Source organism: Nocardiopsis sp. N85 (assembly GCF_028882275.1).
GTDB classification, from domain to species: domain Bacteria; phylum Actinomycetota; class Actinomycetes; order Streptosporangiales; family Streptosporangiaceae; genus Nocardiopsis; species Nocardiopsis lambiniae.
This window is the reverse complement of the sequence record NZ_JARBUT010000010.1, coordinates 77,669-102,426: the sequence shown is the minus strand read 5'-3', so window position 1 is coordinate 102,426 and position 24,758 is coordinate 77,669. Positions and strand designations below refer to the sequence as shown.

Here is a 24,758-nt window from a genome sequence, read left to right as displayed (position 1 = left end):
ATGACCGTCCGCGAACCGTGCCCCTGGACCGTGCGCGGCACCACGGCCGAGGAGTACCCCGAGGTCGCCCGGGTCCTGGGGGAGGCCCTGCTCCTCCCCGCCGAGACCCTCGTGGAGCACGAGCGCCGGGACCCCCTCGCCGAACACGACCGCACGCTCGTCGCCCTGGACGGGGACCGGATCGTCGGCACCGCGGCCTCCTACGCCCTCACCCTCACCGTTCCCGGCGGGCCGCGTCCGGCGGCCGGGGTGACCGGTGTGGGCGTGTGGCCCACCCGCCGGCGGCGCGGCGTCCTCACCGCCCTGATGCACCGCCAGCTCGCCGACGTGCGCGCCCGCGGCGAGAACCTCGCGGTGTTGTGGGCCTCCGAGGGCGGCATCTACGGCCGCTTCGGGTACGGCCTCTCCTCCCGTGAGGCCCGGATCACCGTGTCGCGCGCCCACGCCGCCCTGCGTCCCGACGCCCCCCGCGACCCCGCCCTGACCGTCGACCTGTTCGCCCCCGGGGAGGCCCGCGCCGCCCTCGCCGAGGTGCACCGGCGCACCGTCGCCGACCGCAACGGCCGCTTCGTCCGCGCCGACAAGTGGTGGCCGCACCTGCTGCGCGACGACGAGCGTTCCCGGGGCGAGGCCGGACACCTGCTCGCCGCCCTGGTCACCGGGCCGGAGGGTCCCGAGGGCTACGCCCTGTACCGGGTGCGCGACCGGTGGGAGCTGGGCACGCCCCGGGCGCGGGTGCTGGTCACCGAGGTCGTCACCACCACCCCCGCCGCCCGGGTCGCCCTGTACGAGCACCTCTTCTCCCGTGACCTCACGGTGGAGACGGTCTTCCACGACCTACCCCTGGACGACCCGCTCCCGGACCTGCTCGTCGACCGCGGGCAGGCCGCCGTCACCCCCTTCGACGGCCTGTGGACCCGGCTCGTCGACCTGCCCGGCGCCCTGGGCGAACGCGCCTACGCCGCCCCCGTCGACGTCGCCCTCACGGTGATCGACCGGTGCGCGCCCTGGAACGCCGGGACCTGGCGGCTCACCGTCGACGACGAGGGCGCCCGCTGCGTCCCCGACGCGGGACCCGCCGACCTCACCGTCGACGTGTCCCACCTGGGCGCCGCCTACTTCGGCCGGCGCGCCCTCGCCGGTTTCGTCGGCGCCGGCCTGGTCGCCGAGCACACCCCCGGCGCGGCCCGGCGCCTGGACACCGCCCTGTACGAGCCGCTCGAACCGCACTGCGGCGTCGACTTCTGAGCCACCCGACCGTTTCCGACAGCACCGAACGACGAGGCGAACATGACCACATCCGATCGCAGGACCACCGAGTGGACCGTGCGCGGCACCGACCGGGAGGAGTACGGCGAGGCGGCCCGCGTCATCGGCGAGGCCCTCCTGGTCGGCGAGGACCCGGACACCGTGCTGGAGCGGGTGCGTCCGATCCACGACTTCGAGGGCTACGAGCGCGTCCGCGTGGCCGTGGACGACACCGGCGGCACGGAACGCGTCATCGGCTCCACCAACCACTTCCCCTTCGAGATGCACCTGCCCGGCGGCCTGCGTCCCGTGGCCGGGGTGACCGGGGTGGGCGTGTGGCCCACGTACCGACGCCGGGGCGTGCTCAGCTCCCTCATGCGCCGCCAGCTCGCCGACCTCCACGAGGTCGGCGGTAGGTACGCCGCCCTGTGGGCCTCCGAGGGGGCCATCTACGGCCGGTTCGGGTACGGGCCCGCGGTCGCCGAGACCGAGGCGTGGGTGGAGCGCCCCCACGCCGCGCTGCGTCCCGACGCCCCCCGCGACCCCGACCTGACCGTCCACCTGGCGCACTCCTCGGAGGTCCGCGCCGACCTGGAGGCGGTGCACGGGGAGGTCGTCCGGACCCGGCTCGGCCAGATTTCGCGCACCGCGCCGTGGTGGGACCGGGCCCTGCGCGACAAGCCCGAGGAACGGGGCGGCAAGGGCCGGCAGCTGGCCGTCGTGGTGCGCGGCCCGCGGGGGCCCGTGGGCTACGCGCTGTACCGGACCACCGGCAAGTGGGAATCGGGCGGTCCGCAGGGCACGCTCCACGTCCAAGAGGTACGGGCCACCGTCCCGGCCGCCTGGACCCTGCTCTACGAGCACCTGCTCGACCGGGACCTGATCGCCAGGATCGAGTTCGAGTTCATGGCCGTCGACGACCCGCTCGTCCACCTGCTGGCCAACCCGGACCGGCTGGTCCGGGAGATCTTCACCAGCCTCTGGGTGCGGCTGGTGGACGTCCCCGGCGCCCTGGCCGAACGCACCTACACGGCCCCGGTGGAGACGGTGCTGGCGGTCACCGACCGGTACGCGCCGTGGAACGCGGGGACCTGGTCGCTCAAGGCGGGCCTGGAGGGGGCCCGGGTGGAGGCGACCGACGCCGCTCCCGACGTGTCCCTGGACGTGGCCCACCTGGGCGCCGCCTACCTGGGGCGGACCACGCTCACCGGGTACGCGGCCGCCGGGTTGGCCACCGAGCACACCCCGGGCGCCCTCGCCCGGCTGGACGCCGCCCTGTACCGCCCGGACGCGGCCTTCAACGGCGTCATCTTCTAGCAGGGCACCGAGCCCCCGCGGGGCGGGCCGCGACGCGCACGCGTCGCGGGCCGCCGCCGTTCACGAGGTGAGGGCCTTGACCAGCCGGTGCACGTCCTCCTCGGTGTTGTACAGGTGGAACGAGGCCCGCAGCCGCCCGTCCCGGGCGGCCACCATGATGCCCTCGGTGGTCACCCGTTCCATCCCGCCGGCCGGGAGCGGGACGGACACGATCGCCGACCCGGTCGGCTCCAGGCCCAGCGAGGTGCGCAGCAGGTCGCCGAGCGCGGCGTCGTGTTCGCGCACCGCGGCCTCCCCCACCTCCTCCAACAGGGCCAGGGAGTGCTCCAGGCCCGCCCACGCCGGCCATATCGGGGGCAGGTCCAGGCGGCGGGCCCCCGCGGCGAGCGGCAGCGGCCCGCCGTACAGGTTCCGCCACGGGTCCTCGGCGGCGTACCAGTTCGCCGCCAGGGGGGACAGCTCCGCCAGCGCCTCGTCGGTGCCGGTGAGGAACGCCGAGCCGCGCGACCCCAGCAGCCACTTGTAGGTGCTGCACACCGTGTAGTCGATCCGGTCGGCGTCCGGTGTCAGCCATCCCGCGGCCTGGGTGACGTCGACCATCAACCGGGCCCCGTGCGCGGTACGGGCCGCCAGCAGGTCCTCCAGTGGGGCGACGCGCCCGTCGGAGGACTGCACCGCCGACACCGCCACCAGCCGGGTGTTCGGGCCGACCTCCTCGGCCAGGTGCTCCAGCGGCACCTCGCGGACGGTGACGTCCTCCCGGGCCAGGAACGGGTGCACCACCGAGCTGAACTCGCGTTCGGCGGTGAGCACCTCGGCTCCCGACGGCAGTGACGCGGCGATGGTCCCGACGAACTGGGAGGTGTGCGATCCGATGGCGGTGCGTTCGGCGGGCACCCCGAGGAGCCGGGCGTAGGCGGCGCGGGCGCGTTCGATGCCCGGGTCCGCGTCGGCGGGCGAGAACAGGCCGCCGGCCACATCGTGGGTGAGCCGGAGCGTGGCCGCCAGCGCGGTGTCGGGGGTCAGGCCGTGGGTGGCCGTGTTGAGGTAGACGGTCTCGGGGGAGAAGCGCCGTCGTGCGGTGTCGAGCCGGGCACGGGTGGAATCGTCCATGCCCCTCATGCTCACAGTGCCCGAGAACCGGGTTCAAGGGCCGATCCGGTCGGGATTGGCCTCTGAAGGGGGGTGCCGCCGCGCGAGGGGTGTCCGTCGGGGGCCGGCGGGGTGAGGCGGGTCAGTTGCGGAACTTGGCCTGGGCGTCGGTGGAGCCGGCCATGAGCTTGTTGAGCAGCCGGACCAGTTCGCGACGTTCGTCGGGTTCCAGCGCGTCGGCCCAGGCGGATTCGCGGCGGTTGTGGGCGCGGAATCCGCCGAGGATGGCCCGGTAGCCCGCCTCGGTCAGGCTGAGCTGGAGGGCGCGGCGGTCGTGGACGGCGCGTTCGCGCAGGATGAGCCCGTCGCGTTCGAGCGTGTTGAGCAGCGCCGACAGCGCGGCCCGGCTCATACCGGAGATCTCGGCGGTGGTCTTGGCCTCCATGGGTCCGGCCAGCCACAGCGCGAAGATCACCCGGAATCCGGGCCAGGTGAGCCCGCGCGGGCGGTGGACGGTGGATTCCAGGTCGTAGATGACCATGCTGGTGGCCCGGTTGAGGGTCAGGACCATGCGCATGGCGTCGGCGTTGACGGAGGGCAGTTCCTGTTCGGCCTTCTGCACCGCGTAGTCGACGAACGACCAGAAGGTGAGGTCATGGGGGGGAGCGGTGTCATGGGTCACGGGACCAGGGTAATACCTGGGCTCCGGGCCGCGTTTACCGCTGTTTTCCTTTTTCCGTGCCCGTGTTGTTCAGGAGTGATGCCGGGTGAACGGATAGCGACGATCACGCGGGCGTCGCCTCTCGGGGGTCGGGTGGGAGTTGTGTGACGTTCCGTTCTCCATGCGTTGTCCGGTGTCGTTCCGCTGTCTTTTTCGGGTGATGTCGGAGCCTTTTCGGGCTGCGGTCCCGGGGGTGGGTGACCCGGGGTGGGTCGGCGGTGACGGTGCGCCGTCGGAGGGGAGGGCGGGGGAGACGGGCAGGTCGGAGGATGGGCGGTCGCGGTCGGAGGACGTAGAGTGTGATCTGTATCACCCATGAGATGGCTCTGCGCCTCTTGGTCGGGTGGCGCGGGGCACGTTATGGTGCGAATCATCAAACGTTTGATCAATTGGGCGGCGGCAGTCGCCCGCAGCGAGTGAAGGGGTCCCCACGACCATGGCAGCCAAGCCGTTCGCCTCGTCCGCCGATACCGAGGCCAAGCAGCAGACCCTGGAGGTCCTGGCCGACGGCGTCTACGCGCTCACGGCCGAAGGAGACCCCAACGTGGGCGCCATCGAGGGCGAGGACTTCCTCGTGGCGTTCGAGGCCATGGCCACCCCCACCGCGGCCCGCGAGTGGCTGGCCACGTTGCGCGAGCACACCGACAAGCCCGTCCGCTACCTCGTGCTCTCCCACTACCACGCGGTCCGCGTTCTGGGGGCCAGCGCCTTCGACGCCGAGATCGTCATCACCCACGAGAAGACCCACGAACTCATCCGCGAACGCGGCAAGGAGGACTGGGCCAGCGAGTTCGGCCGCATGCCCCGCCTGGCCAAGGACGCCGACTCCGTCCCCGGCCTCACCTGGCCCACCCAGACCTTCGCCGACCGCACCACCATCGACCTGGGCGGCGACCGCGGCGAACTCGTCCTGGAGTACTTCGGCCGCGGCCACACCGAGGGCGACATCGTCGCCTGGCTGCCCAAGCACGGGATCCTCTTCGCCGGCGACCTCGTCGAGGCCCAGGCCGCCCTCTACACCGGCGACGCCTTCCACAAGGACTGGGCCGGCGCCACCCTCGACAAGGTCAAGGCCCTGGGCGCCGAGATGCTCGTCGGCGGACGCGGCGCCGTCAGCCGCGGACGCGAGGAGGTCGACGCCGCCATCGAGCAGACCCGCGGCTTCCTCGACGTCATGATCCGCGAGGTCGGCGCCGTCCACGAACGCGGCGGCACCCTCAAGGAGGCCTTCGAGGCCACCCACGCCGCCCTCGTCGACGACTACGGCCACTGGCCCATCTTCGAGCACTGCCTGCCCTTCGACGTCTCCCGCCTGTGGGACGAGTTCTCCGGCATCGAGCGCCCCGTCATCTGGACCGCCGAACGCGACCGCGAGGTCTGGGACCTGCTCCAGGGCTGACGCTCCCCGGCGGCGGGGAACCCTCTCCGGAGGGCCCTTCCCGTCGCCCCGCGCCGTCCGCCCCGGCGGTGCTCCGCGCGCCCGCCGGGGCCCACCGACCCCGGGCCCCACGGCCCGACACAGCCACCGACGACCATCGCCCCCCGGGGCGCCGACGCCCAGGAGCCGACATGCGACCTCCCGCTCCACGCCCTCCCGCCGACACCTCCGCCGAGCCCGTCCTGGTGCTCGGCGCGGGCCCCGTCGGCCAGACCGCGGCCCTGCTGCTGGCCCGGCGCGGCGTCCCCGTCCGCATCGTCGACTCCCGCCCCGAACGCGACGCCATCGGCTCCAAGGCCATCTGCCAGCAGCGCGACGTCCTGGACGTGTGGGACTGGGTGGGCGCCGGCGAGGTCGCCGAGGAGGGCCTCACCTGGGACACCGCCCGCACCTTCTACCGCGACAGCGAGCTGTTCAGCGTCCGCCTCGCCGACCCGGGCGCCTCCCCCCTGCCGCCCTTCGTCAACATCTCCCAGTCCCGCACCGAGGAGATCCTCGACCGCCGCCTCGTCGAGGCCGGCGTCCACATCTCCTGGGACCACACCGTCACCGACCTGGTCCAGGACGAGCACGGCGTCACCGTCACCTGCGACACCCCCACCGGGCCCGTCCGCCTGAGCGGCACCCACGCCCTGTCCTGCCTGGGCGCCCACGGCGGCGTCGTCCGCCGCGCCCTGGGCCTGACCTTCGACGGCACCAGCTTCGAGGACCGCTTCCTCATCTGCGACATCCGCGCCGACCTCGGTGAGTGGGCCCGCGAACGCCGCTTCTACTTCGACCCCGAGTGGAACCCCGGCCGTCAGGTCCTCATCCACCCCTGCCCCGACTCGGTGTTCCGCATCGACTGGCAGGTCCCCGCCGACTTCGACCTGGACGCCGAGGAGACCAGCGGCCGACTCGACGCCCGCATCCGACAGATCATCGGCGACGAGCCCTACGAGATCGTCTGGCACTCGGTGTACCGGTTCCACACCCGCGTCGTGGACCGCATGCGCTCCGGCCGCGTCCTCCTGGTCGGTGACAACGCCCACCTGGTCGCCCCCTTCGGCGCCCGGGGCCTCAACTCCGGCGTCCAGGACGCCGAGAACGCCGCCTGGAAGATCGCCTACGTCCGCGCCGGCTGGGCCGACGAGGAGTTCCTGGAGACCTACCACACCGAGCGCCACGCGGCCGCCCTGGAGAACGCCGACGTCACCAGCGCCACCATGCGCTTCCTCGTCCCCCAGGACGAGACCGAGCACACCACCCGCCTCACCGTCCTGGAACGCGCCCTCACCGAGGAGGACGCCCGCGCCCACGTCGACTCCGGCCGCCTCGCCGAACCCTTCTGGTACGTCGACTCCGCGCTCACCACCCCCTGCCCGGACCGGCCCTTCGGCGGGCGCCCGCCCCGCGGCCGGGCTCCCGCCCCCTGCCCCGGTGTCATCGCCCCCGACGCCCCCGTGGACCTGCCCGGCGAGGACGCCCCCGCCCGGTTGCGCCCCCTGCTCCGCGAAGGCATCACCCTGCTGCTGGGTCCCGCCCCCGCCGGGACCGACCCCGCCGGGCTGCGCGAGCGCGCCCTGGCCGCCGCGCTGGAGGCCACCGACGCCCCCGTCGCCGCGTTCCACCTCACCGACATCGACGCCACCGGCGCGCTCACCGAGGCCCTGGCCGGCGACCCCGGGCAGGTGTGGATCCTGCGACCCGACGCCCACATCGCCGCCGTCGTCGGCGCGGACGACCCCGCGACCGTCACCGCCGCCGTGCGCACCTGCGTGGGACGGACGACCGCCCCGGCCGGCGAACGTCCCGCACCGACCCTCTGACCACCGACGCCCACAAGCCGAAGGACACGTCATGGCCTACTACCGCCAGGTCGGCGAGGTGCCCCGCACCCGCCACACCCAGCACCGCACGCCCGAGGGCGGCCTCTACTACGAGGAGCTGATGGGGGAGGAGGGCTTCTCCGCCGACTCCTCCCTGCTCTACCACCGCGCCATCCCGTCGGCCATCGTCGACGCCGCCGAGTGGGAGGTCCCCGACCAGGGCCGCACCCGCAACGCGCCCATGGTGCCGCGCCACCTCAGGCTCCACTCGCTCTTCGGCGACCAGGAGTGGAAGGCCGCCGACGTCGTGGAGTCGCGCCGCCTCGTGCTGGGCAACGACGACGTGCGCATCTCCTACGTCGTGGCCGGTGCGCCCTCGCGGCTCTACCGCAACGGCATCGGCGACGAGTGCGTCTACGTGGAGTCCGGGAGCGCCCGCGTGGAGACCGTGTTCGGCCTGTTGGAGGTCGGCCGCGGCGACTACGTGATCCTGCCGCGCGCGACCACCCACCGCTGGGTGCCCACCGGCGACGAACCGCTGCGCGCCTACGTGGTCGAGGCCAACAGCCACATCGCCCCGCCCAAGCGCTACCTGTCCCGGTACGGCCAGCTCCTGGAGCACGCCCCCTACTGCGAACGCGACCTGCGCGGCCCCTCCGAGCCGCTCCTGGCCGAGGGCCAGAACGTCGACGTGCTCATCAAGCACCGCGGCGACGGACCCGGCGGCATCTCCGGAACCCGCTACACCTACCCCACGCACCCGTTCGACGTGGTCGGCTGGGACGGGTGCCTGTACCCGTACGCCTTCAACATCGACGACTTCCAGCCCATCACCGGCCGCGTCCACCAGCCGCCGCCCGTGCACCAGGTGTTCGAGGGCCACAACTTCGTCATCTGCAACTTCGTACCGCGCAAGGTGGACTACCACCCCGGCGCCATCCCGGTGCCCTACTACCACTCCAACGTGGACTCCGACGAGGTCATGTTCTACTGCGGGGGCGACTACGAGGCCCGCAAGGGCTCCGGGATCGGCCAGGGCTCCATCTCCCTGCACCCCGGCGGCCACTCCCACGGCCCCCAGCCCGGCGCCTACGAGCGCAGCATCGGCGCGGAGGCCTTCGACGAACTCGCCGTCATGGTCGACACCTTCCGCCCCCTCGACCTGGGCGAGGGCGGCATCGCCTCCGACGACGGCACCTACGCCTGGACCTGGGCCGGAGGGAGGCGCCGATCATGAGCGACGTCCTGTACCGCGCGCTGTTCGACGACGCGGCCCTGTTCCCGCCCGGCAACGCACCCATGGGCGAGGCACTGCCCGCCCACCGCGGGCACCGGGCCTCGGCGCGGGCGCGCCACGTCGGACCCTTCCTGGTCTCCGACGCCCGGGTCGGGGAACTGCGCGCGGTGCTCTCCCGCGAGGACGGCGATCACCCGCCGCTGGAGGTCGTGGTCACCGTCCCCGGCGGGGCCGGCGGGGTCGCGGCCGCCGTCGGTAACGTCCTGGCCGACCCGGTACTGCGCCTCAAGGGCCTGGAGGTCGCGGCGTCTCCGGGCGGGACCGCCGACGTCACCGCCGCGCTGGACGCCCACCTGCCCGACGACGTCGAAGGGTACGTGGAGGTCTCCCGCGAGGGCGGGGCCGAGGGGATCCGCGCCGATCTGGCGGCGCTCGCCGGGGCCGGGCGCAACGCCAAGTTCCGCACCGGTGGGACGACCGCCGACGCCCACCCCACCGAGACCGAACTGGCCGGGACCCTGTACACCGCCGTCGAACTCGGAACGCCCTTCAAGTGCACCGCCGGACTGCACCACGCCGTCCGGCACACCACCGTCCAGGGGTTCGAACAGCACGGGTTCCTCAACGTGCTGCTGGCCACCGACACCCTCCTCAAGGGGGGAACGGCCCAGGACGCCGCCGCGACCCTCGCCGACCGGGACGGGCGTGCCCTGGCCGCCCGCGCCGGCGGGCTCACCGACGCCGAGGCGGAGGCGGTCCGCGCCGGGTTCCGGTCCTTCGGCACGTGCAGCGTCACCGAACCCCTGGAGGACCTCATCGTCCTCGGGGCGCTCACCTTCTGACCACCGTCCGACCACCGTCCGGGGCGGGGCCGGGACGACGGCCCCACCCCGGATCCGCACGCAGAAAGCACATCCCATGCCCGACAGCTGGATCGATCCGTCCCCGGACACCGGGTTCGACCTGAACACCCTGCCCTACGGGGTCTTCGACGTCGGCGGAGATGAGGGGGCCGGCACCCGCGTCGGCACCGCCATCGGCCCCCACGTCCTCGACCTCGGCGCCGCCGCCCGCGCCGTGGGCTCGCCCCACGCCGACGTGCTCGGCGCCCCGAACCTCGACGCGCTGCTGGCCGCCGGCCGCCCCGTGTGGGAACGGGTGCGCGCCGAGCTGGTGGAGTGGCTCACCGACCCCGCACACGAGGCGGCCGTGCGCCCCCACCTGGTGGACCGGGACGCGGTGCGGCTGCACCTGCCGTTCACCGTCGCCGACTACGTCGACTTCTACGCCTCCGAGCACCACGCCACGAACGTGGGCCGGATCTTCCGGCCCGACCAGGAGCCGCTCACCCCGAACTGGAAGCACCTGCCCATCGGTTACCACGGGCGGTCCGGGACCATCGTGGTGTCGGGCACCGACATCGTCCGGCCCACCGGGCAGCGCAAGCCGCCCACCGAGCCCGTCCCGGTGTTCGGCCCGTCGGCGCGCCTGGACATCGAGGCCGAGGTCGGGTTCGTGGTCGGCACCCCCAGCGCGATGGGGGAGCGGGTCGGCGTGGACGACTTCGCCGACCACGTGTTCGGGGTGTTCCTGCTCAACGACTGGTCCTCGCGCGACCTCCAGGCGTGGGAGTACGTTCCCCTGGGGCCGTTCCTGGGCAAGTCGTTCGCCACGTCGGTCTCGCCGTGGGTCGTGCCGCTGGGCGCGCTGGAGGCGGCCCGGGTGGACCAGCCCGTCCAGGACCCCGAGCCGCTGCCCTATCTGAGGGGCGAGCGGCCGTGGGGGCTGGACCTGCGGCTGGAGGTGCGGCTCAACGGGCACGTGGTGTCGCGGCCGCCGTTCGCGCAGATGTACTGGACGGCGGCGCAGCAGCTCGCCCACATGACCGTCAACGGGGCGTCGCTGCGCACCGGCGACGTGTACGCGTCGGGGACGGTGAGCGGACCCGAGGTGGGACAGCGGGGCTGTTTCCTGGAGTTGAGCTGGAGCGGCGAGGAGCCGATCCGGCTGCCGGACGGCACCGAACGCACCTTCCTGGAGGACGGGGACGAGGTCACCATCACGGCGACCGCGCCGGGCGCGCACGGGGGGACCGTCCACTTCGGCGAGGTCACCGGGCGCATCCTGCCCGCGAGGTAGGAACGGGCCCGGCGACCATCGGGCCCGGTCGGGTGGGGTGGGTTCCGGGGATCGTCGCGACACGACCGGCGGTCGCCTGCGGTCGGGCGCACGTCCGGAACACCCCGGTCGGGCGCCCGCCGTGGGCGTTCCCGAGTCGGGGTGGCGCCGACCGTCGGTGGGCCCCGAGGGCGCGTCCGGCTTTTGTCGTGGGTGGGGAACGCGGGGATCCGCCCCGGGGTCCGGGCGGGCCCGGAGGGCGAGGGCGTCTCAGGGGGCAGGACGTCCCCATGAACGTGGGATCGGAAGAGGGACCGCTCACGGCGGCGGGCGCGCACGTGTACGCGGCGGCCGACCTCGAAGAGCGCAACACCGCCTACGAGGTGGCGGAGTACGCGCCGGGGTACCCGCTCGTCGGTGACGACAGCGGCGGGCGGGGCCTCCCGAAGCGGACGGGGGACCCGGTGTCTCCGGTGTTCGCCTCGGGCCTGGGGGACCTCGCCCCGGAGGGTTTCGAGACCGTCGCCTCGGACGCGCGGACCCGGATCTCCGGGCTCGCCCCCTGAGCGAGACCGAGGCGAATCCTATTCCATGGCGGCGCGGGAAAAGATCTCCGCACCGAGGCGGTGCGGAGAGATAAACGCTGTTGATGTATCCGGACGGCCTGATCCGGTGTCGTTTCCGAGAACGCCGGATGGTGAATTCCCGGCCTTCGGGGACGATTTCCCTCGTCGATCCCGGTGGGGAATCGTTCGCAACAGAACGCCTCGCCTCCAAGGTTTACCGAAGATCGTCCGTTGATCCCACGTATTCTCTGTGGCGCATTTCACGCATTTTTTGGGGAACTGGGTTCCACGGGGGTTGGCGGCCGTAAAGGTATTCTGATTTTACCCGGGGGTTCTTTGGGGGAAGAGTCATAGTCGCGGCGTGATTTTTCGATCACCCGGTGCTATGTTCCTTTTTCGGGCGGCATTGATCGACGAAATGCGCCATCCGAACACGCTTTCCGGAACATCGGTGTCCGCCCTTCGACCCCCCGGCCCAGGCGACCCCCGAACAGGACCGCACGATCATGAGCAGAACGACTTCCGCCCTGACCCGCAAAGCCCTCGGGAACGCCTCCCCCGGGCGGTTCGCCGCCCGCCTCATCGGAGTCCGCAAGTCCCACCGCGCCCCCGGCGGACCGGCGGTGGAGGCCCTGCGCGGAGTCGACCTGGCCGTGCCCACGGGCACCATGGTCGCCGTCATCGGACCCTCCGGCGCCGGCAAGTCCACCCTGCTCCACTGCGCCTCCGGCCTCACCCCCGCCGACTCCGGCGGGATCCACATCGGCGAGACCTCCCTGACGACGCTCAACGAACGCGCGCTGACCCGACTGCGCCGCGACCGGATCGGCCTCCTCCTGCCCGGATTCGACCTCGTCCCCGCACTCACCGTCCGGGAGAACATCACCCTCCCCATCGACCTGGCCGGACGCGGACGCGTCGACGCCGTGTGGTCGAACCGCGTCATCACCGCCTTCGGACCGGCGAACCGACTCGACCGTCGCCCCCGGGAACTCACCCCGGGCGAGCGGCGCCGCGCGGCCTGCGCACGGGCCCTCATCGGCCGCCCCGAGATCCTCATCGCCGACGAACCCACCGCCGGACTGGACACCCGGGCCGCGGACGAGGTCCTCGCCCTCCTGCGTCTGGCCGTCTCCGACATGGGCCGGACGGTGCTCACGGCCACCCGCGACCCCTACGTCGCCTCCCGTGCCGACATCGTCGTCTTCCTGGGGGACGGCCGGGTCCTCGACCGGCTCTCCGCGCCCGACCAGCACGAGGTCCTGCTGCGGATGCGTCGGTCCGAGAGCGCCGCCCCCGCCCGTCACCGCCGGGCGGAGCGGTGATCGCCCCGATCGCCGCGCTGCGCGGCCTCCGCGCCCAGGGGACGGCCACGGTCTCCGCCGTGGTCGTGGCGGCGCTCACCACGGCCTGTGTCGTCGCGGCGCTCGCCGTCGGTACCGGCGTGCAACGCGGAGCGGACGCGTTCGTCGAGAAGGCCGACCACGACATCACGGTGATCGTCGGACCCGGAGCCGGGGCCACCCCCGACAGCATCGAGGTGGAACTGGCCCGGCGGATCTCCCGCATGGACGGTGTCGCCGAGGTGTACCCGATGGTGTCCGCGCCCGTCGAGCTCTTCGACTACGACGGACGTCGCCTCGGCGACACCGACCGGTACCGCGACGCCGTCTCCTGGCACGACCGCGCCGGAGCCCCCTACACCTTCACCGCCGGCGAGGCGCCCGAACGCAGAGGCGAGGTGGCCCTGCCGAGCCCCGTCGTGGAGGCCTCCGGAGTCCTGATCGGCGACTCCGTCCTCATGCGGGTCGGCGACCGCGAGAACTGGCTCACCGTCACGGGGTCCTTCCAGGAGGTCGGGGGAACCGGGCCCGACGACACCACCGGAGCGCTGCTCAGCGCCTCCAACGCCCGCAACCTGCTGACCGGCACACCCACCCGCGCGGACCGGCTCCTCGTCGCGGGGGAACCGGGTGTGGACGAGCGGGCCCTCGCCGACACCATCGTCACCGGCCTCGCCCAAGCGACGGGAGAGCCCGACGAGGGCGCTGCGATGGCCGTCGGCGGCGCGGACGGGGAGGTCGCGGTCGTCCCCATGGAACGCCTTCGTCAGGAAAGGGCGGCACGACTGGGGGACCGGGCGGCCCTGGCCCACACGGCCCTGATCGCGGCGGCCGCCACCGCCCTGGCCGTCGGCGGCACACTGCTCGCCGCGATCGCCTCCCGCGCCGCGCACCGGCGCGCCCGGGAGTTCGCCCTGCTGCGCTCCGTCGGGGCCGGCGCCGACCGGATCCGGCGGATCCTCCTGACCGAGGCCCTCATCGTGGGATCCCTCGGCTCCCTCCTCGGGGTCCCGGCCGGCATCCTCCTTGCCGGATACGGAGCGGGACCGATGGAGGCGCTCGGGGCGGGCGCGTTCGCGGGGGCCCCGGTCTTCGGACCGCTCGTCATCACCGCGGGGGCGATGACGGGTCCGGTCCTCGCCGCGGCGTCCGCCCACCGTTCCCGGCGCCGGGCGGCCCGGACACCCCCGGTGCCGGTCGCCGACGCCGCCGCGGTCCCCGGGTCGGCGCACGTCAACGCGGTGGCGGGAACCCTCCTGATCGTCTCGGGCGGCGCCGCCATCGTCCACGGACTGCTCGGCGACGGCCCCTCCGCGCTGCCCGCCGCGATCGGCGGCGCCGCCGCCGTGCTCCTGGGGGTCGTGGTCATCGTCCCCCTGGTCTGCGCGCCGGTGCTGCGCGTGCTCTTCGCGCCGGTCGTCGCCGTGACCGGGGTGCCGGGGCGGGTGGCCCGGGCCAACGCCCTCGACGACCCCCGGCGCGCCGTCGCCGCCATCGCCGCGCTCATGATCGGGGCGGGTGCGGTCGTCCTGCTCGGCACACTCGACCGGTCGGCGCAGGCCTCCCACGCCGATCGCATCGCCCACGGGATCGGCACCGACCACCTCGTCCGCTCCCAGGACACGTCGCTGCCGCTGCCCACGGCGCTCCTGGCCGGTATCGAGGAGGCCGAAGCGGTGGACCGGGTCGTGCCCGTCGCCACCACCGGCATCGAGGTGCACGGCGAACCGGGCGTCCTGGCGGTCGCCGACACCGAGGGGCTCGCCGAGGCCCTCGGTTGGACCCTCCAGGAAGGGAGCGCCCGACACGGCAAGGGCGAGGTCCTGGTCGACGGAGCGGTCGCCGCCCGGGAGGGGTGGGAGGTCGGAGACCGCCTGGAGGCGACCTTCGCCGGCGGGTCGTGGACGGAACTGACCATCGCGGGGATCCATCGGGCGAACCCGTTGCTGGGAGCGGACTACCTGATGTCCGACACGGCGTTCGAGCGCTCGGCCGCGGGCGCCTCGGAGCCGGTGACGGCGTCGGTCCACGTGATCGCGGGAACGGACGGGGCCGAGGCGGGCGGAGAGGCGCTGGCCGAGGCGGTGCGGGAGGTCGAAGGTGTGGTGCTGCTGGACCGGGACGCGATCGCGAGGGAGGGGGAACGGTGGTCGGCCGAGCGCGCCGCGCTGGTCCGGTGGGCGCTGGTGCCGGCCGTCGCGCTCGCACTCGTGGCGACCGCCGCGTTGCTCTCCCGATCGGTGCGCGAACGGGCGGGGGAGTTCCGGACGCTCCGGGCGGCGGGGATGTTCCGGGGACAGACCGGGCGGGTGGTGCTGCTGGAGACGGTCGTGATCTCGGCGTTCGGCGGGGCCATGGGGGTCCTCACGGGCGTGCTCCTCGCGTCCGTGGTGCAGGGCGCGCTGGAAGGGCGGGGGATGACGGTGCTGGCGGTCCCCTACGGGCTGCTGGGGGCGGTGATCGCGCTCGCCCCGGTGGCGGGCGCCCTGGCCGCCCTCGTCCCGGCCCGCGACGCCGCCCGCACCGACCCCGCGCCCGCCCCGGAGACCCGGTGAGGGCACGCGCGGTGGGCCCCGCCCCACGCCGGAAGCCCGGTGAGGGCGAACGCTGTGAGCCCCGCTCCGGGAACCCGATGAGGGCACGCGCGGTGGGCCCTCGCCACCGACAGCCGGGGAACGGCGCTTCGCGTTCCCCCGTTCGTCGGTGGCGGGGGAGATGATCGCCGTATCCCTGCGGGCCTCACCGGGACGGCCCCGCGCAGTGCGAGGAGCGGCGCATGACATCACCTTCCCCTCCGGTACCGGGACATCACCGATGACCGGGCGCGCGGACCCGTGGCCGCTGATCCACGAGGAACGCCGGGCGCTGGCGGAGGACCTGTCGACGATGTCCGAGGAGCGCTGGACGACGCCGTCCCTGTGCGCGGGCCTGACGGTACGCGAGGTGCTCGCCCACCTGACGGTGTCGGGGAGCCTCAACGGGTTCCGGTGGTTCGCCGGAGTCGTCCGCCGCCGATTCGACTTCGACGCCCAGGTCGCGATGCGCCTGGCGGAGCAGATGGGCGATTCCGGCGCGGACACCCTCGCGCGCTTCCGTTCGGTCGTGACGAGCACGACGTCGCCTCCCCTGCCGAAGCCGGCCCTTCTGGGGGAGGTGATCGTGCACGGAGAGGACATCAGGCGGCCCCTGGGCATCAAAGGAGACCGGCCGATCGACGCCCTGACCCGGGTGGCGGAGTACTACCGGGGGTCGGACCAGGTCGTCGTCGCCAGGACCCGGGTGCGCGGGTTGCGGCTCCAGGCCACCGACGGGCCGTTCTCCGGGGGCGAGGGGCCGCTCGTGTCGGGGAGCACGCTCGCCCTGATCATGGCGATGACGGGCCGGGCCGATCACCTCGACGAACTCACCGGCGAGGGCGTGGAGGTCCTGCGCGGCCGCATGGACGGATGACCCGGGGCACGGGCTCCGGGCCGACCGAGGGGTCGCCCGCCGACGAGACGACGCGCCGTGGCCGCCCGATCCGGTGGCCACGGCCGCCTCCCGGGTACCGAGCCCTGCGGCGTCGCCGATCACGGTGACGCCGCACCGGGCGGCGGTCCCGGCCGTACCCGGACGTCCGCGCACCCCGACGGTCGTGTCGCCCCCGGGCCGCGCCGCCGGTCACGCCTGCGCGGGCACCACGCCGAGCTGACGCATCACCGCCAGGTTGTCGTTGTAGTCGTGCTCGCGGTAGATCAGGCCGTCGCGGACCTCGATCACGTTGCAGTACTCCATGCTGATACGCCTGCCCGTCGCCGGGACGCCGAAGAGGGTTCCGGTGTGCGTGGCGATGACGGTCGCCTCCATCACGCACACGTCGCCGAGTTCGAGCTGGCGGTGGATGTCGAACTCCATGTCCGGGAACGCGGACGAGTACACGCGGACCTTCTCGACGGAGCCGTCCACGCCGTGCGTGACGCCCTCCTCGTCGACGAACTCGTACTCGGTGTGGAAGAGGGCGCGGACCGCGTCCACGTCCCCTGACCGGATGGCGTCGAAGTACGCGCGCTGGATGTCGGCGGCCATGCCCATGGAACTCTCCTCCTTCTACGACGGTGAAGGAACCTGACCCTCGATCGTCGCACAAGGTCGAACATCGAAGCAGGTCATGGCCTCTTTCGGCCATCTCCGGGCGACGCGCTCCAGGATGTTCTCCCCGGAGCGCGGACGGGAGGGGCGGGGAACGATCCCGGTCCGGCCTCGAAACGAACGACCGGCGGGCCGTGAGCCCCGCACACGCGGGGCGGTTCGGAGAGGATCCGTCCCGCCGTCCTCCGAGGCCGGGTGTTCCTCCCTCAACCCCAGGTCAGAGCCACGATGATCGGTGAGCCGACGAGGCAGCCCCAGCGGATCGCGTTCTCCACCATGCTCTCCCCGGTGCGGAACGGGGCCGGCGAGTGGAACATCCACCACCTCTTGCCCCGCACCGTGAACGGCCAGGCGAGCGGCACGCCGCTCTTCGTCAGCCAGTCCCCGAGAAGGTGCGTCAAGGCGCCGATGCCCACCGTCAGACCGACCAGCCAGGGGGCGCCGCCCTCCGACACCACGGCGGCCCCGGCGAAGACCAGGGCGACGACGGAGGCGGTCAAAGACCTTCTCCGCCGCGACCCCACCCACGTCATGGGCCGGATCAACGTTCCCAGCCCCAAGGCGGAGAGGGCGAACACCACCAGCCCCGTGCCGAACGGCGCGCTCGCGGACACGCCCCACGCGAGCAGCCCGAACACGAGCACGGCGGGAAGGGTGTGGGTGAGGTGACGGTGACCGCCGTCCCTGCCGGCCTTGAGCTCCCCCGGCGTGCCGGTCGCCCGGTACACGCGTTGGGACACGGACCGCAGCAGCCGCGACACGCCCTCCGTCACCGGCCCCAGCGACCTGCCCGCCGTGCTCCCCGGTTCGTCGAGGTCGGGGAGCAGCGCCGCACCGGCGCCGACCGCGGCGCACACCAGCACGTCCCACTCGTGGGAGCCGAACACGAGACCGGCCATCACCCCCGTCGACAACCCGGTGGCGGCATGGCTGGTGCCCATCATCGGCGACTCCAGGGACAGGGGGCGGCGGGACGCGGGGGAGCGTCCCCGGTTCCTCTCGGACACCCGGTACCGCTCCGCCCACGCCGACGAACATGCCATGCGGCACGGACATCCCCGGAACCGGGTCCCCTTCACGGGCGCGTTCCGTCCGCCCGGAGGCGGGGCGGGGCCGTGCGGTGGAGGGTCGGCGTGCGCGGCGGTTCGTCGGCGGTCCCCGAGGAGGCGGGACCGGGACGCGCTCTCGGCGCGGCGCCCCGCCGTCGTGATCCCCCTCGCCGCCGCACGGCGGCATCGCCGTGACGCCGTGCGACGCCACCGAAGTCCTGTCACACCGCTACGGGCGCGCCCCCGGTCGGAGCACGCCCGTAGCGGTCTCGTGCCGGTGGGGAGGCCGCCCCACCGGTCGCCCGTGTCAGACCAGCGGTCCGCAGGCCGCCGGGTTGGTGGCCTCCATGGGAAGGTTCGGGTCCAGGTCACTGGGGCCCAGCACGTCGCCGTAGGTGCCGTCGCCGTCGTAGTCGATGCCGTGGATGACGACCACGGCGTTGCCCGCGCGCACGGCGTCCGCCGCGGCCTGCGACAGTTCGAAGGTCCTGTCGTAGTCGATCATGCCGTCGGGGGCCGTCGGGAACCTGTCGATGGCCAGCGCGCTGGCGGCGGAGGTGTCGCCCTCGGTGGTGATGGAGGTCTCCACCCCGCCGTATGCCTCCAGCCCGTCCAGGGTGCTCAGGGCGCGCTTACCGTTGTGGATGCCCGCGTCGTAGTCGGTGGGGCACTCACCGCGACCACCGATGTGGATGTGCTGGGCGTGCGGGTGGTCGGCCAGCACGTCGTCCACGGTGATCCGGACGTGAGCGGTGGTGTCGTCCAGCCAGATGGTGGCCGTGCCCGAGGCCTGCGACCGGTTGACGGTGACGGGCGCCAAATCGGCGGTGTACTTCTCCATCCCCGGGTAGCCCGGAACGTCGTCGGCGTGAGCGCCCACGGCGCTCAACGGAATCAGGACGGCGGTGGCCAGGGCGGCGCAGGTGGTCGCTCGACGGATCTGCACGATGTTCCTCTCTCGATGGACAGAGGGGGCTGACCACAACATAACATCACTCTAAGTAATAACATTAAAACTTTCAGTGATCATGAATTCGTGTCGGTCGATCCGTCCACCGGCGGGAGCGAGCAATGCGCCCCCTCCCCTTGCCGGACGACGCCGGGATGATCCAGGTGTTCGCGACACCTCGTGCTGACGGTGCCCCTCCTGTCCCCCGGGTCGGCCGCATCGCCTTCCACCCGGTCGCGGCCCGCGTCAACGAGGGCCGTCAGAGCGGGTCGAGGCGGGCCTTGAGCAGGCAGAACTCGTTGCCCTCGGGATCGGCGAGGACGTGCCAGGACTCTTCCCCGGTCTGACCGATGTCGATGGGTCTGGCCCCGGCGGCCAAGAGGCGTTCGCGCTCGGCGTCCTGATCGCGGTCGGTGGCGTTGACGTCGATGTGGAGCCGGAGTCCCTCCTTCTTCGGCTCGTCGTTGCGGCTCAGGATGATCGTCGGCTGCGGGCCGCCGAACCCTTCGCGCGGCCCGATCTCGACGGCGTCCTCCTCGCGATCGAGGACGACGAAGTCCAGGACCTCGCACCAGAACCGCGCCAGCGCCTCGGGATCGTGGCATTCGAGCACGAGTTCACTGATACGGCATGCCATGGAAGCGACCTGCTCTCAACGTGGGGACCGGCGGGATGCCCGCACGCGGATCCTCGTGGGTTCCCGCGGCGAGAACACCCTCGGGACCGTAACGGGCGGAGTGAGCGGGGGCAAGGAGATTTCGGGCCCTGGGCCGGGACCGCCCCGCCGGGCGGGGCGGCCGACCCTAGGACGCCTCGGCGACCTCCACCGGCAGCGGATCCGCGCCGATGAGGTTCGCCAGCGTCACCACGTCGTCCCGGGTGAAGTCGCCGCTGATGACCGTGGCCCCGCTCGTGAGACCGGTTTCGCAGGCCACGTCGGGGCCGACCTCCGGAGCGGAGACCACCTCCCCGTCCACCACGATCGCGATGCGGCGCCCCGGGTCGCCGGGAGGGAGGCACGCCGCCTCACCCGTCACCCGCGCCCATTCCCCGGCGCCCTCGTCGGTGAACTCCACGAGCACCTCCCATTGCGAGAAGGACGCGTTGAACTCGGCGGTGGTGGACTCGACCCGCTCATTGCCGAGCCGAGCCGGGCCAAGGCGCAACCGTTCGGACGAATCCGGGGCGGCCAGGACCGGCTCGTCCGCGGAAGGCGGTTCGGCCGACTCGTCGACCACGCCCGACACCGGGTGGATCGTCATCGCCCCGGGGCGTTCCATGAGGGCGACCGCCTCGGCGGTGTCCACGTCGGGCGGCAGCTCGACGGTGACGGTCCCGGGCCCCGGGGTGATCGCCGGTTCACCGTGCCCCATACCGGCGATGCGCCGCCCGAGGATCTCCACCACCCGGTCCATCTCCGCCGAGTCGGCCGCGACCTCCCCGCCTCCGACACGGAGTTCGACGGTCTCGCCGCCTCCGGGCCCGCCCGACCACAGCACCCAGCCGACCACGCCGCCCGCGACGAGGAGGAGGACCAGGCCCGCGCCCACGACGAGGTGGAGCCGGGTGCGTGGGCGCGGCGAGGGGGTCCGCTCGGGGTGACGCGCGGGCGGCGGTACGGAGTGGGGGTCCACGGGGGTCCTCTTCCTCGGGGGGACGGGGGTGCGTCCAGCCTTCCAGAACCCTCGAACACGCGACAGCCCGCAGGAGTGCGTCGAACACGCGAGCCCTTCGCACAGGGCGATGCGGGGCCGGTCGGGACGGACCGACGACGCGCGACGGTGGGCTTTCCGGCTCCCGGAGCGCACAGGCGTCGGCGGTCCTCGACATCGCCCGTACGGACGGTCGGCCAGATGGCCCCTGTGCCGAACGCGTGGTCGGCCCTACCCGCCCCGAGTACCCCGGGCGGGGCCCCCGTGCACCGTGCCGGCCGGCGGGAGGCCCGAGAGCGAGGGCGCCCCCCCGGCCGCGCGTCCTTCCCGGTGGGCCGGATCCCTACACGTACTTTCCGAGGGTGTCGGCCTCGCGCCGGAGCCGATCCGCCGCGTCGTGCCTGCCGTGGGCGTCGTAGCGGTCGGCCTCGGCGACGCGGTCCGTGATCTGCTCTCGCAGGAGGGACCGGACCTCCTCGGCGGACAGGGTGCGGCGTTCCGCTTCGGTCGAGCCGACGCCGACCCGGGTGCCGGCGACGTGTTCGCTCGACGCGCCGCCGTCCGTGTGCGCGGGCGCCGTGATCGCCTCGGCGTTCTCGATGGCGGCGATGGCGGTGCGCAGCGCTGAGACGGTCTCGGGCTCACGGGCTTTCATCGCGGCGACGAGGTCGGTGCGCATCATCGAGCGCAGCGCCTGCGCGTCGTGGGGCGGTCGGGACATGGGTGTCGTGTTCATGATAGTGAAAAGTATGCTAAACATCCCTGTTTTGCAAGAATATAAAGAAGCATGAGGATTTTTAGGGAGTGTGTCGATTGGATGTGGCGAGGTGGGGGCCGGTCGCCGGTGCACGAGGTGCAAGCCGACGTGGCCGTGTTCGGGGTGGGTGAAGCCCCCGGTCGGGGGCCCCGACACCTCGCATCCGAGCGCACCGGTACAGCCGCACCGCCTGCGGGTCGGTCTCCACGACGGCGTTGAACCGTACGGCCCGGGAACCCTCCGCGCGCCCGCTCCCCGGCCCCGCCGGGCGGGGTCGATCATGTGGCTCGCGCTCACGATGTGAGCGTCGGCGTCCTGCTCGCCTCCCCGTCCGGCGATCGTTCTCCGACCGCGCGGCTGGCCCACGCATCGGCCGCCCACCGGGCGGGAACCCCCTACGCTCGGGCCGGACAGGGTGGGGCGTACCCTGCACGGACAAGGGAGGCGCGAGCCCCGCGCACGCGGAGGCCGGCCGACCACCGCGACCGCTCCAGGAGGCGCACGACGTGGCCGAGCAGTACACCACCGTCCCCCGCACCGTCACCGCCGCCCAGTGGCACCCGACCGACCGGGCCGCCGCCGCGGACGTCGTCGAGTTGGCGTACGGCGCGGGCTCCAAGACCCGCGAGAAGAGCGATGGACGACTGGTCGTCACCACGGGCTGGAAGTCGATCACCTTGCAGACGGGGGATTGGCTGGTCCACGACGGCGATCTGCTGGAGCGGTACACCGACGAGGGGTTCCGCGCGGAGTTCCGGCTCCGGCGGTCGCCCGACGGAGCCCGGAACGAGGTGCACGGCGACGTCGCCGGGACCCTCTTCCAGACCGGCGGCGACGTCCAGGGGGACATCAATTTCTCCTGACGACCCCCGTGTGGCCTTCCCGCAGGTGCGCCTTCGGCACGCGCTTCACCGCTCTACCGCGGTCACCGCGTGTCCGGGCACGGAGGGCCATCCCGTCGACACCACCGATTCTTCTTCCGCGACCCGGGAGCGGGTCGGTCCCGCGCCCGCGCCCGCGCGCGATGTGGTCGCCCTGGTGTTCCAGGACGACGTCACGGTCGGGAAGTTCGACGCGGAAACGGCCGCTGATGAGCACCGGGAGAGCCGTCCGTTGTTCGCCCCTGACCCACTGCGCCCTGGTCTCCGCACGCCGGTGGACGCCCCACCCGATCTCCACGGCCTCACCGTGACGAGGGCCGTCGCGTCTTTGAAGTGGCCGAGCAGCCACCCTCGGTCCAGCACCGCGTCCTGGCCCGCGTTTCCCCCGTGTACACCCTCGTTCACACAGCCGCACGCCAACAGTCGCCCGGCTCCCGGGGAAGGCGGGCCTCCTGCGCACCCGAGTCCTCCACCCCATCCGAGCGGCGGACCGTCACCGCACCACGAGATCGGTGCCGGCACCCGTCACCGTGCTCGTCAACGGGTGTCGTGTCGGTCAGGGGCGCGTCCATGACCTCGTGGACGAGCGACGATCCCGGCCGGACCGGTTCCCCGTCGTCTTCGCGGTTGATCGTCCTGCGGGGCAACTCCGCCTCGGGCAAGTCGACCGTGGCCCGGTCGTTGCGGGCGAGGTACGGGCGGGGACTCGCGATCATCTCCCAGGACGTGGTGCGTCGGGACGTCCTCAAGGAGAAGGACCGGCCGGGGGCCGTCAACGTCGGGCTCATCGACCTCATGGTCCGCCACTGCCTGGCCGGCGGCTTCCACGTGGTGTTGGAGGGCATCTTCCACGTCGCCCACTACGGGGAGATGCTCACCCGTCTGGTGCGCGATCACCGGGGGCACTGCTACTACTTCGACATCCCCTTCGAGACCACCCTGGAGCGGCACGCCACCGAACCCGTCGCCGACGCGTTCGGGGAAGCCGAGATGCGCCGGTGGTGGCGGCCCCGCGATCTGCTCCCCGGCGGGGTGGAGGAGATCATCGACGAGCACAACAGCGTCGAACAGAGCATGACGCGCATCCTCGACGACTGCGGCCTGGCGACACAGGTCCACGTCTGATCGCCTCCTTCGCTTCCGAAGCACCGGGGCTTCTCAGCACCGGCCATCGTCGGGACCGCTCACCATGCCCGCCCACCAGCACCGGTACAGGCGAAAGGTCTCCTGTGCCCCCGCCCCGACGCAAGGCACGATCGTGGCCGTGATCCGTGTCCCGACCGCCGCACACGGACACGCGCCGACCGGGAGATCGCCGACCGCGACGGTCCGGCCGGCCCGTCCCCTGTCCCGTGCCGGTTGCGTCGGGGGCGGCGAACACGGCCTTCGGGTACCCGGAGACCTTCCACGACCGGCGGTGTCGTCAGTCGACGATGCCGTACTCGATCTTGTCGCGACACTCCTCGGGGTGCCCCGTCTGTTCTGTGCACTGCCGGATCTGCTCCTCGATGGAGGGCACACCGTCGTCCGCGACCGGCGGGTCCGGCTCGGGGGGTAGGACGATCACGTTGCCGTCGGCGGTGGCGGTGTACTCGTCTCCGGTGGGCCGTTCGGGTGGTTCGGCGGTCTGAGGCGACTCGAAGAACTCGACGGCCTCAGGTTCGGGTGGCGGGGGTTCGCCGGCGCATCCGGTGGCGGCCAGGGCGAAGACCGGGGCGAGTGTCGCGAGCAGGCGTCTCATGGAAGGGAAGATGCGGGGCCCGCGGACGGGGTTGCGGGCGGTGTCCGACCGGGAGGGGCCGATGACGGCTCGGACGGGCAGGCCCCGAACACACGGGCCTGATCCGGCGCGGGGCGGGCTCAGTCGGGGCGGACGGAGACGGCCACGACCCGGTGGTCGTAGAGCAGCACGGTGCACACGAAACCGACGCCGCGCAGGTGGCGCACGAACGGGTCGTCCGGGTGCGCGATGGTCGGCACCTCGGGGTCGTCGGCCGCCGCCAGCGAGAGCAGGGCCTCGCCCGCGCGGATGCGCAGTCGGGCGGGCAGGTGCCGCAGGTGGGCGCGGGCCGCGTTGGTCAGGGTCAGGCTGCGCTTCAAGCGGCGCGGCCGTTCTCCTCGGCGTCGGTCAGCAACAAGGCCATGAGCTCCTCGCGCATCTCCTCGGGCTCTCCCGCCGGGATGGTGTACCCCTCCGGGACCAGTCCCGAGTCGGCGCGTTCCCTGGCGTGGGCGATCAGCTCGGCCTCGTTCGCGGTGGCTCGGGGTTCCATCGACGGGTCCTCTCGGAGGGCTGTCCGGGCGCTCGTGGGCTCACGGTATCAAACCGTCTCCTTCTCGATGTCGCATCGCCGACTGCGGTGGCGGCCGTCCTGGGATGGGCGAGGACGGGCCTTTTCGGAGGGTGCACGGCACGCCTGTGGAGGCACCACGCGCAGGTCGAGGCATGGCGGT

24 protein-coding genes are annotated in these 24,758 nt (G+C 73.0%); 13 read left to right on the top strand and 11 right to left on the bottom strand.

What is annotated here, in order from left to right:
* Nucleotides 1–1,248 carry a GNAT family N-acetyltransferase gene (locus tag PWG71_RS15885; protein ID WP_274810505.1) on the top strand — a complete coding sequence of 416 codons (1,248 nt, stop codon included), beginning with the start codon at nt 1–3 and terminating at the stop codon, nt 1,246–1,248.
* A 42-nt stretch (nt 1,249–1,290) separates the two neighbouring features.
* Nucleotides 1,291–2,565, top strand: coding sequence for a GNAT family N-acetyltransferase (locus PWG71_RS15880; protein ID WP_274810504.1), 1,275 nt, complete (start codon nt 1,291–1,293; stop codon nt 2,563–2,565).
* 60 nt (nt 2,566–2,625) lie between these two features.
* Here the strand turns inward: PWG71_RS15880 and PWG71_RS15875 are convergent, their stop codons facing one another.
* Entirely contained in the window at nt 2,626–3,678 is a 1,053-nt protein-coding gene (locus tag PWG71_RS15875) for an aminotransferase class V-fold PLP-dependent enzyme (RefSeq protein ID WP_274810503.1), read from the bottom strand.
* A gap of 121 nt (nt 3,679–3,799) precedes the next feature.
* The gene (locus tag PWG71_RS15870) at nt 3,800–4,339 is read right to left on the bottom strand and encodes a MarR family winged helix-turn-helix transcriptional regulator (RefSeq protein WP_274810502.1); all 540 of its coding nucleotides are present in this window, start codon (nt 4,337–4,339) and stop codon (nt 3,800–3,802) included.
* Between the two features lie 475 nt (nt 4,340–4,814).
* On the opposite strand from PWG71_RS15870, the gene PWG71_RS15865 reads away from it, so the two are divergent.
* The 9 genes from PWG71_RS15865 (at nt 4,815) to PWG71_RS15825 (ending at nt 16,338) form a co-directional block, all read left to right on the top strand.
* Nucleotides 4,815–5,777: an MBL fold metallo-hydrolase gene (locus tag PWG71_RS15865; protein WP_274810501.1), complete on the top strand. Its 963-nt coding sequence runs from the start codon at nt 4,815–4,817 to the stop codon at nt 5,775–5,777.
* Between the two features lie 170 nt (nt 5,778–5,947).
* Nucleotides 5,948–7,624, top strand: a complete 1,677-nt coding sequence (locus PWG71_RS15860) for an FAD-dependent monooxygenase (protein WP_274810500.1) — start codon at nt 5,948–5,950, stop codon at nt 7,622–7,624.
* A 31-nt stretch (nt 7,625–7,655) separates the two neighbouring features.
* Nucleotides 7,656–8,861 carry a homogentisate 1,2-dioxygenase gene (locus PWG71_RS15855; protein ID WP_274810499.1) on the top strand — a complete coding sequence of 402 codons (1,206 nt, stop codon included), beginning with the start codon at nt 7,656–7,658 and terminating at the stop codon, nt 8,859–8,861.
* The gene (locus tag PWG71_RS15850) at nt 8,858–9,703 is read left to right on the top strand and encodes a hypothetical protein (protein WP_274810498.1); all 846 of its coding nucleotides are present in this window, start codon (nt 8,858–8,860) and stop codon (nt 9,701–9,703) included. Before PWG71_RS15855 ends, PWG71_RS15850 begins: the two co-directional genes overlap by 4 nt.
* Before the next feature lie 76 nt (nt 9,704–9,779).
* Nucleotides 9,780–11,000: a fumarylacetoacetase gene (gene fahA / locus PWG71_RS15845; protein ID WP_274810497.1), complete on the top strand. Its 1,221-nt coding sequence runs from the start codon at nt 9,780–9,782 to the stop codon at nt 10,998–11,000.
* A 269-nt stretch (nt 11,001–11,269) separates the two neighbouring features.
* The gene (locus tag PWG71_RS15840; RefSeq protein ID WP_274810496.1) at nt 11,270–11,545 is read left to right on the top strand and encodes a hypothetical protein; all 276 of its coding nucleotides are present in this window, start codon (nt 11,270–11,272) and stop codon (nt 11,543–11,545) included.
* Nucleotides 11,546–12,051: 506 nt separating this feature from the next.
* A complete protein-coding gene (locus tag PWG71_RS15835; protein WP_274810495.1) occupies nt 12,052–12,870 on the top strand; it encodes an ABC transporter ATP-binding protein in 819 nt (272 codons plus the stop codon).
* A complete protein-coding gene (locus tag PWG71_RS15830; protein WP_274810494.1) occupies nt 12,867–15,443 on the top strand; it encodes an FtsX-like permease family protein in 2,577 nt (858 codons plus the stop codon). Before PWG71_RS15835 ends, PWG71_RS15830 begins: the two co-directional genes overlap by 4 nt.
* Before the next feature lie 259 nt (nt 15,444–15,702).
* Nucleotides 15,703–16,338: a maleylpyruvate isomerase family mycothiol-dependent enzyme gene (locus PWG71_RS15825; protein ID WP_274810493.1), complete on the top strand. Its 636-nt coding sequence runs from the start codon at nt 15,703–15,705 to the stop codon at nt 16,336–16,338.
* A gap of 210 nt (nt 16,339–16,548) precedes the next feature.
* On the opposite strand, the gene PWG71_RS15820 is transcribed toward PWG71_RS15825, so the two are convergent.
* The 6 genes from PWG71_RS15820 to PWG71_RS15795 all read right to left on the bottom strand — a co-directional run bounded on the left by PWG71_RS15820 (nt 16,549) and on the right by PWG71_RS15795 (nt 21,402).
* Entirely contained in the window at nt 16,549–16,959 is a 411-nt protein-coding gene (locus tag PWG71_RS15820) for an ester cyclase (RefSeq protein WP_274810492.1), read from the bottom strand.
* 263 nt (nt 16,960–17,222) lie between these two features.
* Nucleotides 17,223–18,023 (bottom strand): metal-dependent hydrolase, encoded by an 801-nt coding sequence (locus PWG71_RS15815; RefSeq protein ID WP_274810491.1) that lies wholly within the window; start codon nt 18,021–18,023, stop codon nt 17,223–17,225.
* 349 nt (nt 18,024–18,372) lie between these two features.
* Entirely contained in the window at nt 18,373–19,011 is a 639-nt protein-coding gene (locus tag PWG71_RS15810) for a CHRD domain-containing protein (RefSeq protein ID WP_274810490.1), read from the bottom strand.
* Between the two features lie 262 nt (nt 19,012–19,273).
* A complete protein-coding gene (locus PWG71_RS15805; RefSeq protein WP_274810489.1) occupies nt 19,274–19,651 on the bottom strand; it encodes a VOC family protein in 378 nt (125 codons plus the stop codon).
* Between the two features lie 166 nt (nt 19,652–19,817).
* Nucleotides 19,818–20,648 (bottom strand): SecDF P1 head subdomain-containing protein, encoded by an 831-nt coding sequence (locus tag PWG71_RS15800; protein WP_274810488.1) that lies wholly within the window; start codon nt 20,646–20,648, stop codon nt 19,818–19,820.
* 361 nt (nt 20,649–21,009) lie between these two features.
* Nucleotides 21,010–21,402, bottom strand: coding sequence for a hypothetical protein (locus PWG71_RS15795; RefSeq protein ID WP_274810487.1), 393 nt, complete (start codon nt 21,400–21,402; stop codon nt 21,010–21,012).
* Between the two features lie 527 nt (nt 21,403–21,929).
* Here PWG71_RS15795 and PWG71_RS15790 point away from each other — a divergent pair.
* Both PWG71_RS15790 and PWG71_RS15785 read left to right on the top strand, forming a co-directional pair.
* Nucleotides 21,930–22,286: a hypothetical protein gene (locus tag PWG71_RS15790; RefSeq protein WP_274810486.1), complete on the top strand. Its 357-nt coding sequence runs from the start codon at nt 21,930–21,932 to the stop codon at nt 22,284–22,286.
* A 588-nt stretch (nt 22,287–22,874) separates the two neighbouring features.
* Entirely contained in the window at nt 22,875–23,429 is a 555-nt protein-coding gene (locus PWG71_RS15785) for an AAA family ATPase (protein WP_274810485.1), read from the top strand.
* 298 nt (nt 23,430–23,727) lie between these two features.
* Here PWG71_RS15785 and PWG71_RS15780 read toward each other — a convergent pair whose 3' ends face one another.
* The 3 genes from PWG71_RS15780 to PWG71_RS15770 all read right to left on the bottom strand — a co-directional run bounded on the left by PWG71_RS15780 (nt 23,728) and on the right by PWG71_RS15770 (nt 24,577).
* Nucleotides 23,728–24,045: a hypothetical protein gene (locus tag PWG71_RS15780; RefSeq protein ID WP_274810484.1), complete on the bottom strand. Its 318-nt coding sequence runs from the start codon at nt 24,043–24,045 to the stop codon at nt 23,728–23,730.
* A 119-nt stretch (nt 24,046–24,164) separates the two neighbouring features.
* Nucleotides 24,165–24,404, bottom strand: a complete 240-nt coding sequence (locus PWG71_RS15775) for a hypothetical protein (RefSeq protein ID WP_274810483.1) — start codon at nt 24,402–24,404, stop codon at nt 24,165–24,167.
* Complete coding sequence (locus tag PWG71_RS15770; protein ID WP_274810482.1) at nt 24,401–24,577, bottom strand: hypothetical protein; 177 nt, start codon at nt 24,575–24,577, stop codon at nt 24,401–24,403. Before PWG71_RS15770 ends, PWG71_RS15775 begins: the two co-directional genes overlap by 4 nt.
* Between the last annotated feature and the right edge of the window lie 181 nt (nt 24,578–24,758).